16 protein-coding genes are annotated in these 15,080 nt (G+C 47.0%); 7 read left to right on the top strand and 9 right to left on the bottom strand.

Translation table 11 applies throughout. The annotated features are described in order from the left end of the window. The first annotated feature begins 14 nt into the window (after nucleotides 1-14). The 3 genes from dapE to TOLA_RS16640 are packed head-to-tail and all read left to right on the top strand — an operon-like array spanning nucleotide 15 to nucleotide 1,988. Nucleotides 15-1,157 (top strand): succinyl-diaminopimelate desuccinylase, encoded by a 1,143-nt coding sequence (gene dapE / locus TOLA_RS05800; protein WP_012729355.1) that lies wholly within the window; start codon nucleotides 15-17, stop codon nucleotides 1,155-1,157. Further along, a complete protein-coding gene (locus TOLA_RS05795) occupies nucleotides 1,150-1,836 on the top strand; it encodes a M15 family metallopeptidase (protein WP_012729354.1) in 687 nt (228 codons plus the stop codon). The genes dapE and TOLA_RS05795 overlap by 8 nt, the downstream gene beginning before the upstream one ends. Continuing rightward, nucleotides 1,833-1,988, top strand: coding sequence for a hypothetical protein (locus tag TOLA_RS16640; protein WP_012729353.1), 156 nt, complete (start codon nucleotides 1,833-1,835; stop codon nucleotides 1,986-1,988). The genes TOLA_RS05795 and TOLA_RS16640 overlap by 4 nt, the downstream gene beginning before the upstream one ends. Nucleotides 1,989-2,077: 89 nt before the next feature. Here TOLA_RS16640 and bamC read toward each other — a convergent pair whose 3' ends face one another. Both bamC and dapA read right to left on the bottom strand, forming a co-directional pair. Continuing rightward, nucleotides 2,078-3,601 (bottom strand): outer membrane protein assembly factor BamC, encoded by a 1,524-nt coding sequence (gene bamC / locus TOLA_RS05790; protein WP_012729352.1) that lies wholly within the window; start codon nucleotides 3,599-3,601, stop codon nucleotides 2,078-2,080. A 1-nt stretch (nucleotide 3,602) separates the two neighbouring features. Further along, nucleotides 3,603-4,481, bottom strand: a complete 879-nt coding sequence (gene dapA, locus TOLA_RS05785; RefSeq protein ID WP_012729351.1) for a 4-hydroxy-tetrahydrodipicolinate synthase — start codon at nucleotides 4,479-4,481, stop codon at nucleotides 3,603-3,605. Between the two features lie 164 nt (nucleotides 4,482-4,645). Here dapA and bcp point away from each other — a divergent pair, with 164 nt between their 5' ends. After that, nucleotides 4,646-5,113, top strand: a complete 468-nt coding sequence (gene bcp / locus TOLA_RS05780; protein WP_012729350.1) for a thioredoxin-dependent thiol peroxidase — start codon at nucleotides 4,646-4,648, stop codon at nucleotides 5,111-5,113. A gap of 52 nt (nucleotides 5,114-5,165) precedes the next feature. On the opposite strand, the gene TOLA_RS05775 is transcribed toward bcp, so the two are convergent. From TOLA_RS05775 to TOLA_RS05760, 4 genes are read right to left on the bottom strand one after another with little or no spacing between them, the layout of a single operon-like run. After that, nucleotides 5,166-6,347, bottom strand: a complete 1,182-nt coding sequence (locus TOLA_RS05775; protein ID WP_012729349.1) for a membrane protein — start codon at nucleotides 6,345-6,347, stop codon at nucleotides 5,166-5,168. 18 nt (nucleotides 6,348-6,365) lie between these two features. Further along, complete coding sequence (locus TOLA_RS05770; protein WP_012729348.1) at nucleotides 6,366-6,737, bottom strand: GtrA family protein; 372 nt, start codon at nucleotides 6,735-6,737, stop codon at nucleotides 6,366-6,368. Next, nucleotides 6,734-7,726 carry a glycosyltransferase family 2 protein gene (locus TOLA_RS05765; protein ID WP_012729347.1) on the bottom strand — a complete coding sequence of 331 codons (993 nt, stop codon included), beginning with the start codon at nucleotides 7,724-7,726 and terminating at the stop codon, nucleotides 6,734-6,736. The genes TOLA_RS05770 and TOLA_RS05765 overlap by 4 nt, the downstream gene beginning before the upstream one ends. A gap of 7 nt (nucleotides 7,727-7,733) precedes the next feature. Continuing rightward, a complete protein-coding gene (locus TOLA_RS05760) occupies nucleotides 7,734-8,174 on the bottom strand; it encodes a hypothetical protein (protein WP_148210422.1) in 441 nt (146 codons plus the stop codon). A 327-nt stretch (nucleotides 8,175-8,501) separates the two neighbouring features. Between TOLA_RS05760 and TOLA_RS05755 the strand changes: the two genes are divergently transcribed. Then, the gene (locus tag TOLA_RS05755; protein ID WP_012729345.1) at nucleotides 8,502-9,002 is read left to right on the top strand and encodes a YfbU family protein; all 501 of its coding nucleotides are present in this window, start codon (nucleotides 8,502-8,504) and stop codon (nucleotides 9,000-9,002) included. A 50-nt stretch (nucleotides 9,003-9,052) separates the two neighbouring features. On the opposite strand, the gene TOLA_RS05750 is transcribed toward TOLA_RS05755, so the two are convergent. Together TOLA_RS05750 and TOLA_RS05745 are read right to left on the bottom strand one after the other, a co-directional pair. After that, nucleotides 9,053-9,502 carry a YeeE/YedE family protein gene (locus tag TOLA_RS05750; RefSeq protein ID WP_012729344.1) on the bottom strand — a complete coding sequence of 150 codons (450 nt, stop codon included), beginning with the start codon at nucleotides 9,500-9,502 and terminating at the stop codon, nucleotides 9,053-9,055. A gap of 10 nt (nucleotides 9,503-9,512) precedes the next feature. After that, on the bottom strand, nucleotides 9,513-9,911 hold the full coding sequence (locus TOLA_RS05745; protein ID WP_012729343.1) for a YeeE/YedE family protein: 399 nt from the start codon (nucleotides 9,909-9,911) through the stop codon (nucleotides 9,513-9,515). 332 nt (nucleotides 9,912-10,243) lie between these two features. Between TOLA_RS05745 and sbcB the strand changes: the two genes are divergently transcribed. Both sbcB and folE read left to right on the top strand, forming a co-directional pair. Further along, nucleotides 10,244-11,659 (top strand): exodeoxyribonuclease I, encoded by a 1,416-nt coding sequence (gene sbcB, locus TOLA_RS05740; RefSeq protein ID WP_041609724.1) that lies wholly within the window; start codon nucleotides 10,244-10,246, stop codon nucleotides 11,657-11,659. 547 nt (nucleotides 11,660-12,206) lie between these two features. Next, nucleotides 12,207-12,857: a GTP cyclohydrolase I FolE gene (gene folE / locus TOLA_RS05735; protein ID WP_012729341.1), complete on the top strand. Its 651-nt coding sequence runs from the start codon at nucleotides 12,207-12,209 to the stop codon at nucleotides 12,855-12,857. A 36-nt stretch (nucleotides 12,858-12,893) separates the two neighbouring features. Here the strand turns inward: folE and uvrB are convergent, their stop codons facing one another. Beyond that, a complete protein-coding gene (uvrB, locus tag TOLA_RS05730; RefSeq protein ID WP_012729340.1) occupies nucleotides 12,894-14,903 on the bottom strand; it encodes an excinuclease ABC subunit UvrB in 2,010 nt (669 codons plus the stop codon). Between the last annotated feature and the right edge of the window lie 177 nt (nucleotides 14,904-15,080).

The raw sequence follows: 15,080 nt of genomic DNA, 5'->3' as shown, positions 1-15,080 counted from the left end.
AATAAGGATTGTGCATGACCGACTCTCTCGTTTTGTCTCTGGCCAAGGATCTGATTGCGCGTCCTTCAGTAACGCCAATCGACGAAGGCTGCCAGAAAATGATGGCTGAATTTCTGGCGCCATTAGGTTTTGAAATTGAACCAATGGTTTTCCACGACACAACGAATTTGTGGGCCAGAAGAGGAACAACCGGACCTGTATTCTGCTTTGCCGGACACACAGATGTCGTACCTTCCGGACCAGCAGAAAAATGGCATACACCTCCGTTTGAACCGACGATCATTGATGGCATGTTATATGGTCGTGGCGCCGCTGATATGAAGGGTTCTATTGCCTCAATGATGGCTGCCGTTCAACGTTTTACTACCGATTATCCGGCACATCAGGGTTCTATTGCTTTTCTGATCACCAGTGATGAAGAAGGCCCGTTTATTAATGGCACGCCGAAAGTAATAGAAACGCTGGAAGCCCGGCAGGAAAAAATCACCTGGTGTCTGGTTGGCGAACCCTCCTCAACCAACCATGTTGGTGATGTGGTTAAAAATGGCCGTCGCGGTTCATTGACCGGCGACCTGACAATTTATGGCATTCAAGGGCATGTTGCTTACCCGCATCTGGCCGAAAATCCGGTACATCTTGCCATTCCCGCACTGAACGAGCTCGCGTCAAAGCAGTGGGATCAGGGTAATGAATTCTTTCCGGCAACCAGTTTTCAGATTGCCAATATTAATAGCGGAACCGGTGCCTCGAATGTGATCCCCGGCGAAATGCAGGTTCAGTTTAATTTCCGTTACAGCACAGAACTGACTGATTCACAAATCAAGCAGCAGGTTGCAGCTATTCTGGACAACCACGGCTTGCGCTATGAATTGAAATGGACACTGAGTGGTCAGCCCTTTCTGACAGGCTCAGGTAAGCTGGTTGAAGCAACACAGAATGCGATCAAAGCCATTACAGGTCAGGAAACTGAGCTATCGACCTCAGGCGGTACTTCTGACGGCCGCTTTATCGCCCCCACCGGCGCACAGGTCATAGAATTAGGCCCGGTAAATGCCACCATTCATAAGGTGAATGAATGTGTCCGTGTTGCTGACCTCGAAACACTCAGCGATATCTATTACAACATGATGCAGCAACTGCTGGTTGATCATGATTAAGCCCGAACTGGTTGGTCTGGATAATTCCGCTTTATGCCCTGTTACTGCAGGGCATTTTCTGACTTCTGCAACAGCCGCCGCATTCCAGCGTATGTATCAGGCTGCACTGTCTGATGGGATCAACATAGCAATCGCGTCCAGTTACCGCTCTTTTGAGCGTCAGTCCATGATCTGGAACCGGAAGTTCCGCGGGGAAAGTAGTGTCCTCGACAGTGAAGGAACGCCAATCACGGAATGGCTCTCTTTATCTGAACAAGCGCGTATTTTTGCCATCTTGCGCTGGAGTGCCCTCCCCGGTGCCAGCCGTCATCACTGGGGAACTGACCTGGATATTTATGCGCCGGATCTTCTGCCTGAAGGCCAAAAGCTACAGCTGACGCCGGATGAATATGATGAGAAACACGGTTATTTCGGCACGCTGACAACATGGCTGAATGAGCACATGCATGCGTTCGGTTTTTTCCGGCCTTATGCCGCAGATAACGGTGGTGTTGCACCGGAACCATGGCATCTGAGTTATTATTCCGAAGCGGAGCAGTTACAACAGCAACTGACGCTGGAAATGCTGCAAGAAGTATTAATACAGAATCCCCTGGAAGGTCAGACACAGATCCTGCAATTACTTCCGCAAATCCGGGAACAATTCATTATGAATATTTGCGAGGAAGACAGCTTATGAGCCTGTGGCTAATTATTGGTATTCCGTTACTATTTTTACTGGGGCTGTTTCTGAATGCCATCAAGGATATGAAACAGCTCGAAAAGCAGTTACCGAAATACAAAGATAAGATCAAAGAAGTCCCGAAAGAAGATGACGAGGAAGACAAGTAGCCTGCGGCATTGATATCCGGACTGTTCTATCTGGTGTGGATAAAAAAAGGGGTGTTACCACCCCTTTTCCATTTTTATAACCTGTGAAATTACTTTTTGATCTGTAATTTCTTCGCCAGAGCCTGATATACCTGCTCAGCGGTTGCTGCCGGTACAGCTTGTTGTGAGGCTGTCAGCAATTCAATCTGTGTACCTTTCGCCATCTGGCTAAGCTGGAAAATATATGAACCCGGATTCAGACCACTATAATTCGGTGGCAGCGGTTTCCATATTGCAAAAGCATCCAGCAAACTACCATCCTGCACGGTGTACTCAACATTAATACGCTGTGCCGCTGTATCCGTCTGTTTAATTGTCCATCCCAGTTGAGACAGCTCTGCCGACATCCGGCTTAATACCTGATCTGCCGGGGCATCAGCAACCCATACACCATTCGTTTTCACCAGATGAATTGGTTGCTCAATGGCTTCAGCAGGTTGAGCTTCAGCTTGTACTTGTGTTTTCTGCGTACTGGTATCAGCAATTACGGCAGCAGATACATTGGTGTATCTCTGCAGACGTTGATACAGTTTCTCGACAGCAGACACTAAGACAGGCTTGTTACCGTCATCCAGCAGGGTAATCGATGTTTCATGGCCACGATCAGCCAGCTGCAGACGGTATTTACCCGCCGACAATGCCAGACCATCGGTTTCTTGCACTGGCTCCCAGAAGGTCAATACCTGAAGCATACTGACTGAAGAGTCGCCTTCATAATTAAACACAATCAACCCTTGGGACTGCGAACTTTGTTCTATTGGCAAGCCGGCTTTTGGTAACACCGTCAGCAACCACTGCCATGTGCTCACAAAACTATTCTGAGCCACAATAGCCTGAGAACCGGCACTATCTTCACCAAGCATCAGCTGAATCTGACTGCTGGCCGCTGGTGCATACAGGCTGCGACTATGAGAGTCTGCATACTCACTGACATTATTAAGCAGACGGGTAGCATAACGACGTTGCTCAAAAATCGTTGGCGCTGTTTCCTGCCCGTCAGCAGTACTAAGCCATTTCACCATCAACCCGGCACGATGCGTTTCAGGGTCATTTTTGACTTGGAACCGGAAATGCTGCGCCGGTGCCGGCGGAATATCGTCTTCTTTCTCACCTTCAAAGGTGACAGACACCGGGCCAGTTTCAAGCACCTTATTCACGTCATCACGACGAGTCACAGCAATCTTGTTTGTGGCCATATAGCCATTCAGCCATGCCCAGAGATCGTCATCAATATTCTGGCTCAGACTGCGTGCTGAAAACCACAACACGAGCGCGTTCCGGTTGTTATCTGCACGGCTGCTTGAAACAAAAGGCATAATCTGTTCAGGAGGACGAACATCCACCTCTTCCGCCAGAACACCTTTTCTGGTTTCAACGGGTAAACGATACTCTTGCGAAAATGAAGGACTTTGCAATGGTGCAGGTGTCTTCAACTGCGGACGCAGAGCGGCAGCAGTATAGTTAAAATCGCGGTTAGCTTGTGCTTTTTCGGCATCAGAACTACAGGCAGAAAGCACACAAACACACAGAATACTGTAAGGCAACAGGGACAATTTCATTTTATTATTTTGCACGCTAGATTAACTCCGCTTTCACAAGTGCCGCTTCAACTATTGCTTGTGCCGGGGTAGAAAGCAATGTTAATGGCAGGCGTAAATCGGCATGATTTATTAGCCCCATTCTGGCAGCTGCCCATTTTACAGGAATTGGATTAGATTCAATAAAAAGCTCGCGATGAAGTGGCTGTAAATATTCATCCATTTCTGTCGCCAGTTCACGCTCACCTGCCAACGCCAGAGCACACATCCGGCTCATTGCCTTGGCGGCCACGTTTGCTGTCACGGAAATAACACCGTTACCACCTTGCAAGATAAACTCACGGCAGGAAGCATCGTCACCACTATACAGAGCGAAATCACTTCCGCACAACGCCCGTAACTGACTTACCCGGGATAAATCGCCGGTTGCTTCCTTTATACCACAGATACCAAAGTTACCTGCCAGCCGGGCCACAGTTTCAGGCTTTAAGTCACAACCTGTACGACCCGGAACATTATAGAGAATCTGAGGTAATCCGCTGTACTCTCCGATAGCAGCATAGTGCTGATATAACCCTTCCTGCGTAGGTTTATTATAGTACGGGGTGACAGAAAGACCTGCGGACACACCAAGTTTACAGATCTGTTTCGCGATCTGCTTGGCATGCGCAGTGCTATTTGAACCGCATCCGGCAATAACCGGTATACGATCTGCACAATATTCAAGTGTCCGATCAAGAAGAGTAAACAGTTCGTCGTCTGTCAGTGTGACTGATTCCCCGGTAGTGCCGGCAACGACCAATGCATTGGTTCCAGACTGAATATGATATTCAATTAACTGCTCTAAAGCTTGCCAGTCAACGGAACCAGAACAGTTCATGGGCGTAATCAAAGCGACAAGACTACCGGTTAACATAAAAGCACAGACTCCTTTTTGAGGGCAGCTAATGGTACGGCGGCCTATAGGCAAAAACAAGGCAAAACACCTATCCGGGAACAAAATCCTGATCTGTCTTATCCCGTATAGCGTATTGTTATTATGATAATTTTGCTGCTGAAAATACCTGAGAGGATATAGCGATGAATAGATTAACCGCGGGAACTACCGCACCTGATTTTGAACTGCCGGATCAAAATGGCGTCATGACCCGGTTAAGTACATTTCAGGGTAAAAAAGTATTGGTTTATTTTTATCCGAAAGCGATGACACCCGGTTGTACCACGCAGGCCTGTGCCTTACGCGACAGCAAATCAGAACTGGATCAACGGAATGTTGTAGTACTCGGCATCAGTCCTGATGCGTCAGAAAAACTGAAAAAATTTGAAGCCCGGGATGAGCTCAATTTCACATTGCTGGGTGATGAGGATCATCAGGTGGCTGATGCTTTCGGTGTTTGGGGCCCCAAGAAATTTATGGGTAAAGAATATGATGGCATCCATCGCATCAGTTTTCTGATCAATGAGCAGGGCGTGATCGAACAGGTATTTGATGATTTTAAAACCAGTAATCACCATCAGGTTGTGATTGATTATCTGGATTCGCTCTGAAAATAATAAAGCCGGATGCGTATTCCGGCTTTATTAATGAGAGTCTGATGTCCTAGACGGTGAAGAACTTGGCGTTAACCCAGGCAATCACAAAGTAACTGGACAGTAGCGCTGACATTGCAAGCATAACCGGTCTCAGATTAGGCCGGTTACGGGCAATCAGGACGATAGCCAGTGACGTTGGATATAAGCCAAACAAATAGCGCGGAATTGCATTTGTACTGGTAACCAGAGGTACAAATGTACAAATCAGCATAAATAACGCTTCTGCATACCGTTTCTGTTTGAACAGGTAGATATTAATTGCCCATCCAACCACGATCATGATGGACAGATAAATTTTACGGCCACCTGTTTCAAAGCCTTCAAGCCAATACTCGAACGGATTATCAAATATACGGCCCCACGCTAACTGTATATTTTTAAACGCAAAAGCATCACCTACATGGTAGTGCATATAGAGCATATAGCCGAACATCGCGAGCGGAATACACCAGATAGCCAGGATTACGCGGAAGCTACGCTCACCGAATTTGACGAATTCCCGCCAGCCATAAGCCTGTAATGCCAATATAGCAACGGAAAAAACGATCATAACGCCGAGATTCCGCGCTGCCGTCAATACCACGCCAGCTACCGCAACCCAGAACCACTCATGTCTGTATGCAAAAAGGAACACAGCCATCGTCAGCGCAATAAACAGTGACTCCGTATAAGGGGCGACGAAATAAACGGAATAAGGCGAAAATGCCAGCATCCAAACCCCAAAACGAGCAACATCCAGCTCCTGACCCAGTTGACGCAGACAAAGAAAGAAAAGCGGCAACATGGCAAAAGAGGAGATATTGGTAATTACATAAAAACCGTATAACGATGGCAGCCCCACCAGGTCAGCAATGTAGTGTCCCAGAATAGGAAACAGCGGGAAAAAGGCCCAGTTTGCGGCATGTCCGGTTGTTAATCCATGTGGGTACGTATCATAGCCAATATCGGCAATACTCTTAAACCAGGCACAGTCGAACTGGCAGAATACGCTCCAGACGTCAGTTTCCAGTGAATCGACAAGGTCAAGCCGGCCAATCTGATCCGTCTCGACGTTATAGTGCATAGCGCCAAAATAGCCAATTGCATACAACATAATGCGGCTGACCAGAAAGGCCAGCGCAATGATTCCCCAGTCCTGACGACTAATATGCAGTGGAGCATAAATAATATTGATCTTATCTGTCTGCACAATCTACTCCAGCATTACTCAGGCAAAAACCCAAATCCGGGATAAAACATACGTCAGGATCGTGACCGCCAGTGTCGCTATTACGATTGGCAGCAGACCTGACAGACCAATCCACAGTAAACCAGTTAACAACACGTAGCGGACGCCCAGAGAACTGAGCGCTACCAGTAAAAACTTGCTGACTTTACCGTGTTTCTGGAACGTGACGTATCGGTGTCCAAAAAAAGAAAACCAGAAAGCAACAAAAAAGCCTATCGATGTAACCAGATATTCGGAGATCTCTGGCCATAAATGAAGGCATAGGGTTGCTATGCCTAAATCAACTATTGTTGCACCGCCACCGACCAGGCCAAACCGGAACAAACGCCAGAATTCAGCTTTTGCTATCATGCCTTTTTATCTTCTTCTTTGATTTCAGCCGTTTTCTGATGAGCATACTGACCATATACACCCTCAATCAGGAATACCGGACGCTGCTTAACTTCCAGGAACATACGACCAATATATTCCCCCATGATCCCGATAGACAGTAATTGCATACCGCCGAGAAACAGAATCACACACATCAGAGAGGCATATCCCGGGCTATCAACTCCGATGAAAATCACTTTTAATATGATGACCATCATGTAAAGGAAACTGATCCCGGCAACAGCAGCACCGATGTAACTCCACACGCGCAATGGCCAGCTGGAGAAGCTGAACAAACCATCCAGAGCGAAGTTCCACAGTTTCCAGTAATTGAATTTCGTGGTACCGGCAGCGCGTTCCGGACGAGCATAAGGAACACCAATAGAACGGAATCCGGCCCATGCAAACAGACCTTTCATGAAACGGTTACGTTCTGGCAACTGATTGATAGCCTCAACGACACGGCGATCCATCAGACGGAAGTCACCTGCATTTTCCGGGATCTTAGTGGTTGTAGACACGGCGTTGAAGAAACGATAGAAACCGCCTGCGGTCAGACGTTTCATAGGTGTATCAGCATTACGATCGGTACGCACACCATAGACGGTGTCATAACCTTCTTCCTGCCACATGCGTACGAATTCCAGCACCAGTGCTGGCGGATCCTGCAAATCGACATCCATTGGAACAATCGCATCACCACGGGCATGCGCTAGGCCAGCAGTCATCGCCGCTTCTTTACCGAAGTTACGGGCCAGATTGATCAAGGTAACGCGACTATCACGCTCGATTGCTTTCTCGACAACTTCGCGGGTTTTATCCCGGCTGCCATCGTTAACGAAAACAATTTCCAGCTGATCACGCAATGGTGCCAGCTCTTTATCAATTGTTTCGATAAAGGTATCGATACTTTCTTCTTCGTTATAAACCGGTACTACCAGGGAAATAGTAAATGATTGTTTGCTCATACTGACCTCATCCCGCGCGGGATAATTTGAATGTTTTGAACATTATAGAATTATTACTTTGCAATGACAGATAGTTTGGTTCCATCGGATCTGCTATGAATACACCAGCCGGAAGTGACACCTCAAATGTCTGGGAGCCTGCTTTTTCAAATTTGACGGTTTCAGACCATTTATCACCGACAGCAAAACTTAATTCCGTGTTCGCTGTTTTAGTCGTCAATGTGCCTTCAAATTTCAATGAGCCTAGTACCTGGTGCAAGGTGAAATACAAACCACCCTTACCGGAGAACAGAGAACCAGAACCATCTTTTGCAGGTATATCCCAGCCCTCACGGGAAAGATAGGCACAACGCTCCCGCTCATTAGCAAGATCCATCACGGTACCGGGGATATAAGCAAGACTCTGGTTGCGGTTCCAGACGCGGGTTTTCTTTTCCAGATAATACATACGGTATGCCATAGAGGTATCCGGATGTTTAGCAAGATAAAGAACGTATAAGTAAAAAGCGCTCAGAGAAAGAAACGCCAGAATAAAGAGAAATTTAACACTGCGAGTCATAATGCTGCTGACCTCATTATTGTTTGCGCCAATCCTAATTCAGAACTCAGAGAAACAACAGAGAGTGATGGCTTGATCACACAAAAATATATCCATTCAGATAACTTGACACTCTTAACAAACGTTTTCGCCTGCTTTTTGATATAGATACAGATACGGGCTTGTAATCCATGATTACCTATACACTAAATACATCTATTACAGCAGGAACGACTTATGAATATGAACCATGCGCAGCGATTGATCCTCAGTAATCAATATGAAATTCTGAGTAAGCTGAATCCGGAAAAAGCCGATTATTACCATCGCTGTAAAACAATTGTAGAACGTGGTTATTGTTTACAGATGCTGGAGTTAGAAAAAGAATTTGGTCATCTGACTGAAGAAGAATGCCGGGAAGTAATTGATATACTGGAAATGCATCATGCATTGAAAGTTTCTTATGAAAATCTGTCGGCAGAAGATCAGACTCAGCTCTCCCCTTCCCGCCTTGATTTTATCGGTTATGCCCGCGGCTATGAGAAAGAACTGGCTGATTATGTCTGCTATCTGCTGGATGTGGAAAAACGGTTCCCGGATTTAGGCAAATGTTGTGCAGGTCTTAATTCTGAAATTGCCATGCATGATAAATATGAGCGCATGCTGGCCGAATGGCGTGAATGTCCGCGTCAGTACAAATTATCTATTCAGGAAATCCGCAATATAGTGACTGCATAATTTCCCGCTTTCAGCCAGACACTCTATGACCGAATGTCTGGCTGAACGTCTTATTCCTGAGTTGTTGCCAGTTTAACCGTCTGACTCGCTGCTGACTTTTTCTGCATCCAGCAACCGGCTAACCACATACCGGCAGACATGGCAGCGATAAAACCGACTGCAGGCCAGCCAACAATCGGCGCCATGGCAATAGCCGGACCAGGGCAGATACCCGCCAGTCCCCAGCCCGCTCCGAACAACAGAGCACCAATAATTAATTCAGAATCCAGCGATTTCTTCCCCGGCAACTGAATTGCATCGCCATTTATGGCTTTTGAGCGTCCTTTTACCAGAAAATGATAACCGGGCGTAAAAATAGCCAGAGCGCCCCCCATTACCAGCATCAACGATGCATCCCAATTGCCGGTAATATCCAGAAACCCGATTACTTTTTCCGGCTGCATCATGCCTGAGAAAGCCAGCCCGAAACCAAAAAGTACACCTGCTACTAACGCGATCACATCAAACCTCTCAATGAATCAGAGCAACGATTACCATGCCTGAAAACATAAATGCCAAGGTCGCAATAATCGACCTGATGGAAAAACGACCAATACCGCATATACCATGACCGCTGGTGCAGCCATTCGCAAGGCGGGAACCTACGCCCACCAGCAGACCGGCCAGCAACAATGAAGGGGTGATTTCCAGCTTGGTAATATGAAGTTGCAGGCCATACGTAGCCAAACCTGCGCCCATGATGGTGCCGGCAAGAAACAAAGCCCGCCAGCGTTGACCACCAGAGAACAGAAAACCCGCAATAATACCGCTGTAACCCGCGATCCGCCCTTTGCCCAATAAAAGCACCAGTGCGGCAACGCCAATCAGGACGCCACCACCCAGAGCACTCCATGGTGTAAAATTATGCATAAATAAAGCCCAACTAAATTAGATTCAGCTAATTTAATTTAGTGCACTATGAATTTCAACGGAATTTATGATGAAACAACCAGTACCATTTTCAGCGTTGATCGGCTTCTCATCGATGAAAGTTTGTACAAACGATCGGTAACAGAAAGAAAATCACACTTTTTGTGCAAATTAACGGAACTTTTTGCACTTCATATCCTCTAACTTAATGCCACTGCAATTAAACATTGAGTCTTCGCCCAGTCAGCATCACAGTTGACTGGGTTTTTTTATTGCCTGATTTCATCCAGAATAGCCTTATCAAACGCTTTTTAGCCACAAGTGGTGTTATTTTGACAGCTAAAACTGAAAATACGTTTCTCTTTCACGATTATGAGACATTTGGCATAGATCCGGCCCGTGATCGTCCGGCTCAATTTGCAGGTATTCGCACAGATGCTGACTTTAATATCTGTGGTGAACCGGTGGTGATTTACTGCCAAATGTCGCCTGACTATCTACCGGCGCCCGAAGCCTGCCTGATCACCGGCATTACCCCGCAGATCGCGAATCAGAACGGTATCTGTGAAGCAGATTTTTTCCGTACGATCCATCAGCAGTTTTCTCAGCCGGCCACGTGTGTGCTGGGTTATAACAATATCCGGTTTGATGATGAGTTCACCCGTTACGGTTTTTACCGGAACTTTCTTGATCCCTATGCTTACAGCTGGCAGCAGGGTAACTCCCGCTGGGATCTGCTGGATGTCGCCCGGGCTTTTTATGCCCTGCGACCAGAAGGTATTAACTGGGTATATGACGCTGAGGGTAAACCCTCTTTCCGTCTGGAAAAACTCTCTGTTGCCAATGGCATTCAGCATGAAAATGCGCACGATGCCATGTCTGATGTTTATGCCACCATCGGCCTGGCGAAGTCACTGAAGCAAGCTCAACCCCGTCTGTTTGAATATTTATCAACCCATCGCGGGAAAAACAAACTAAAGAATCTGATCGATATTATTAACATCAAACCACTGGTACATGTTTCTGGCATGTTTTCTGCTGTGCAAGGCTGCGTAAGCTGGATCGCTCCGATGGCATGGCATCCGACAAATAACAATGCCGTGATTGTGATCGATCTTCATAAAGACCTGTCACCATTACTGGAACTGAATATCACTGAATTGCGGGAACGTCTTTACACCAGAAAAGACGATATAACCGACGGATCACCGGTTCCGGTCAAACTAATCCATATCAATAAGTGTCCGGTACTTGCACCAGCCTCCAGTCTGAGTGAAGAGCGGGCTCAGGAATTAGGCATTAATCGTGATCTCTGCATGCAGAATCTCGCGGTATTACGACAGAATCCACAGATAAGAGAGAAGTTGGCAGGGCTCTTCAGCGATGAATATATCCCGCCGGCAAATCAGGATCCTGAGCATATGCTTTATCAGGGATTTTTCTCGGAAGCCGACCGGGCCGCGATAGATCTGATACAGCAGGCATCCGCAGAACAGTTAGCCGCCGGTCAGTATCAATTTCATGATCCGCGCCTGCCGACCCTGCTCTTCCGTTACCGGGCAAGGAACTATCCGCATACTCTTTCACCGAGAGAGCAGCAGCAATGGCAGCAATTCTGTGTTGATGCGCTTAACTCTCGGGCTGAGCCTTACTTGCTGCGTCTGGAAGCGCTGTTGGAAGGGAAAGTTCCGGGTACCCGTGAATGGAATATCATTAAAGCGCTGGCTTTATACCTGCAAGGTAAATGACAGGCAAAAAAAAGGTCAACTACAAAGTAGTTGACCGAACTTCAGCTTTTGCTGAAGAGAGCACGGGATAAAACTGGTTTACGCTATTATATATGAAAAAGTTGTGCCAACTTTTCATTTACGTGTAAAAAAACTTTGTAAAGATATAACTTAAACGCTTTTATAAGTTTTCGCTTATAAAACAGTCTCTTTAGAGTCTTCTTTGCTGCCACCTAGTATAACACAACAAACTTAAAACACTTTGCAAATTGCGTGTATTTGCAATTTGCAAATGAATCCATACCAGAATTGCATTTTTGCGAAAAACAGCCGACTTCAAAAATATATTTTAATTATAGGATAAATATCCTCATAAACATTTAGCCTGGGCTAAAAATTTTTCCTGATGAAGCAATCTGTCCGTGAATGCAGCGCGTACAGTTAACTTTGCGTTTACCAGTGTCCCTGAAGCCCAACGCCTGTTGGATGTGTATAATAAACTCAATAGTCGCAACTATGCGTCGGAAAAGATAACCTGTAGTTATCCGACGCAGGAGATAAAGAAATAATGACTCACCTAAGCAAAGAAGCCGTAATTGTTCGTTCTGCTCTGGAAGCAAAAGGCCTGGAAACGCCGATGCAGCATTCATCCCTTTCTGCCCAAGAAAAGAAACAGCAGATTGAGCAGCATATGACATCAATTATGACACTGCTTGGTCTTGACCTGGCTGACGACAGCCTTGCAGAAACACCGCATCGGATCGCCAAGATGTATGTGGATGAGATATTTTCCGGACTTGATTACGGTTCATTCCCGAAAATTACCCTGATTGAAAACAAGATGGGTACTGATGAGATGATAAAAGTGCAGGATATTGGTTTAACCAGTACCTGCGAACACCATTTCGTTACTATCGATGGAAAAGCGACGGTGGCTTATATTCCGAAAGATAAAATTATCGGATTATCCAAAATCAACCGGATTGTAAACTTCTTCGCGAAACGCCCTCAGGTGCAGGAACGGCTGACACAACAGATCCTGGTTGCGTTGCAGGTCCTGTTAGGTACCGATAATGTCGCTATTACCGTGACCGCAACCCACTACTGCGTTAAATCGCGGGGGGTTATGGATGCATCAAGTCAAACCACCACCACCGCTCTGGGTGGTGTATTCAAAAGCAGCGCTGCTACACGTCACGAATTCCTCAGCCGCGCCTGATCTGACGTCACCACCGCATTGCTGCGGTGGTTTCCGTTAGCCCATCGTCAATTGTTGCTGCAGTTCATGGATCTGATCACGCAAGGTTGCCGCCTGCTCAAATTCCAGATTCCGCGCATGTTCAAACATCTGATTTTCCAAACGCTTGATCTCTTTTGCCAGCTCTTTCGGATGCAGCCACTGATAATGTGCGCCGGGTTCGGCCACTTTTTTGGCGTTTTTCCCCTGCGTTTTACTGCTCACGCCGCCGAGCTGCATGACATCCACGACCTTTTTATTTAACCCTTTCGGTGTAATACCGTGCTCGAGGTTAAATGCCTGCTGCACTGCACGGCGACGATGGGTTTCATCGATCGCTGTTTTCATGGAATTCGTGATGCGATCACCATACAGGATCGCTTTACCATTCAGGTTACGGGCGGCACGACCAATCGTCTGAATCAGAGAACGGGTCGAACGCAGGAAGCCCTCTTTATCCGCATCCAGAATCGCTACCAGCGACACCTCAGGCATATCCAGACCTTCGCGCAGGAGGTTGATACCCACCAGGACGTCAAACTCGCCCAGACGCAGATCACGGATGATCTCCATACGTTCAACGGTATCGATATCAGAATGCAGATAACGCACCCTGACACCATGCTCATGCAGATATTCAGTCAGATCTTCAGACATGCGCTTGGTCAATGTCGTAACCAGCACGCGCTCATTCAGCTTCACCCGCAGCCGGATTTCTGACAACAGATCATCCACCTGGGTCGTGACCGGACGAACTTCAATTTCCGGATCCAGCAATCCGGTTGGCCGAACCACTTGCTGTACAACATCTCCGCCTGATTTTTCCAATTCATAGGCCGCCGGTGTTGCCGAGACAAAAATGGTTTGCGGCATCAGAGCTTCAAACTCGTCGAACTTCAGCGGACGGTTATCCAGTGCCGATGGCAAGCGGAAACCATATTCCACCAGTGTCTCTTTGCGGGAACGATCACCTTTATACATGCCACCGATTTGCGGCACCGTCACGTGAGATTCATCGATAATCAGCAAGCCATCTGCCGGCAGATAGTCAAATAAGGTTGGTGGTGGTTCGCCGGTAGCCCGCCCCGACAGATAACGGGAATAGTTTTCAATGCCCGAGCAGTATCCCAGCTCCTGCATCATCTCAATATCAAACAATGTCCGCTGCGTCAGCCGCTGTTCTTCCAGTAGCTTATTCGCACTTAACAGCTGTTCACGCCGTTCAGCCAGTTCCACCTTAATGGTATCTATGGCCTGAAGAATAGTGTCCCGGGGCGTTACATAGTGACTTTTCGGAAATACTGTAAATCGGGGGATTACTTTTTCCACGGCACCGGTCAGCGGATCAAACAAACTCAACCGTTCAATTTCTTCATCAAACAACTCGACCCGTAATGCCAGTTTGTCTGATTCAGCCGGGAAGATATCAATCACCTCACCCCGCACACGGAATGTGGCGCGCTGGAATACAGCATCATTCCGGGTATATTGCAGTTCAGCCAGACGACGCAGAATATCGCGCTGATTAATAATATCGCCTTGCCGCAGATGCAGCATCATACTGAGATAAGCCTGCGGATCGCCCAGACCATAGATAGCGGAGACCGAAGCAACGATCACCACATCACGTCGTTCCAGTAAGGCTTTAGTGGCAGACAAACGCATCTGCTCAATGTGTTCATTGATCGCAGCGTCTTTCTCTATAAAGGTATCTGTTGTGGGAACATAAGCTTCCGGCTGGTAGTAGTCGTAATAAGAAACAAAATATTCGACTGCGTTTTCCGGGAAGAATTCGCGCATTTCACCATAAAGCTGTGCGGCCAGGGTCTTATTGGGTGCCAGGATCATGGTGGGGCGATTCAGTTTCGCGATCACATTAGCCATGGTGAAGGTTTTTCCTGAACCCGTCACCCCTAACAATGTTTGATGAGCCAGACCAGCATCAATCCCATCCAGTAACCGGGCAATAGCCTCGGGCTGATCGCCCGCTGGCTGGAACTGACTTTCCAGCTTAAAGGTTTTACTCATATCTTTACCACACCATAAATCATGGGCTCATAATATATGTTAGCCCGTGCTGTAGCACTATTTCGTCATCCGGCGAAAGTCGGTTAACCCGCAGTATTGAGTATATTGTCACCACAGAGACTATTTTTTCATCAAACGAGATCTGCGTCGGATTTATGTCTTGACCAGCCCACCCCA

It is taken from the genome of Tolumonas auensis DSM 9187, assembly GCF_000023065.1.
GTDB lineage: Bacteria > Pseudomonadota > Gammaproteobacteria > Enterobacterales > Aeromonadaceae > Tolumonas > Tolumonas auensis.
The sequence above is the reverse complement of the archived record's forward strand: the minus strand, read 5'-3'. Positions and strand labels throughout refer to the sequence as shown.

Coding starts and splice junctions, on each gene's coding strand:
- uvrB (WP_012729340.1), bottom strand. CDS start 14,903: ATGAGTAAAACCTTTAAGCTGGAAAGTCAGTTCCAGCCAGCGGGCGAT.
- TOLA_RS05770 (WP_012729348.1), bottom strand. CDS start 6,737: ATGATAGCAAAAGCTGAATTCTGGCGTTTGTTCCGGTTTGGCCTGGTC.
- dapA (WP_012729351.1), bottom strand. CDS start 4,481: ATGTTAACCGGTAGTCTTGTCGCTTTGATTACGCCCATGAACTGTTCT.
- bcp (WP_012729350.1), top strand. CDS start 4,646: ATGAATAGATTAACCGCGGGAACTACCGCACCTGATTTTGAACTGCCG.
- TOLA_RS05760 (WP_148210422.1), bottom strand. CDS start 8,174: ATGTATTATCTGGAAAAGAAAACCCGCGTCTGGAACCGCAACCAGAGT.
- TOLA_RS05765 (WP_012729347.1), bottom strand. CDS start 7,726: ATGAGCAAACAATCATTTACTATTTCCCTGGTAGTACCGGTTTATAAC.
- TOLA_RS05745 (WP_012729343.1), bottom strand. CDS start 9,911: ATGCATAATTTTACACCATGGAGTGCTCTGGGTGGTGGCGTCCTGATT.
- TOLA_RS16640 (WP_012729353.1), top strand. CDS start 1,833: ATGAGCCTGTGGCTAATTATTGGTATTCCGTTACTATTTTTACTGGGG.
- folE (WP_012729341.1), top strand. CDS start 12,207: ATGACTCACCTAAGCAAAGAAGCCGTAATTGTTCGTTCTGCTCTGGAA.
- TOLA_RS05795 (WP_012729354.1), top strand. CDS start 1,150: ATGATTAAGCCCGAACTGGTTGGTCTGGATAATTCCGCTTTATGCCCT.
- TOLA_RS05755 (WP_012729345.1), top strand. CDS start 8,502: ATGAATATGAACCATGCGCAGCGATTGATCCTCAGTAATCAATATGAA.
- dapE (WP_012729355.1), top strand. CDS start 15: ATGACCGACTCTCTCGTTTTGTCTCTGGCCAAGGATCTGATTGCGCGT.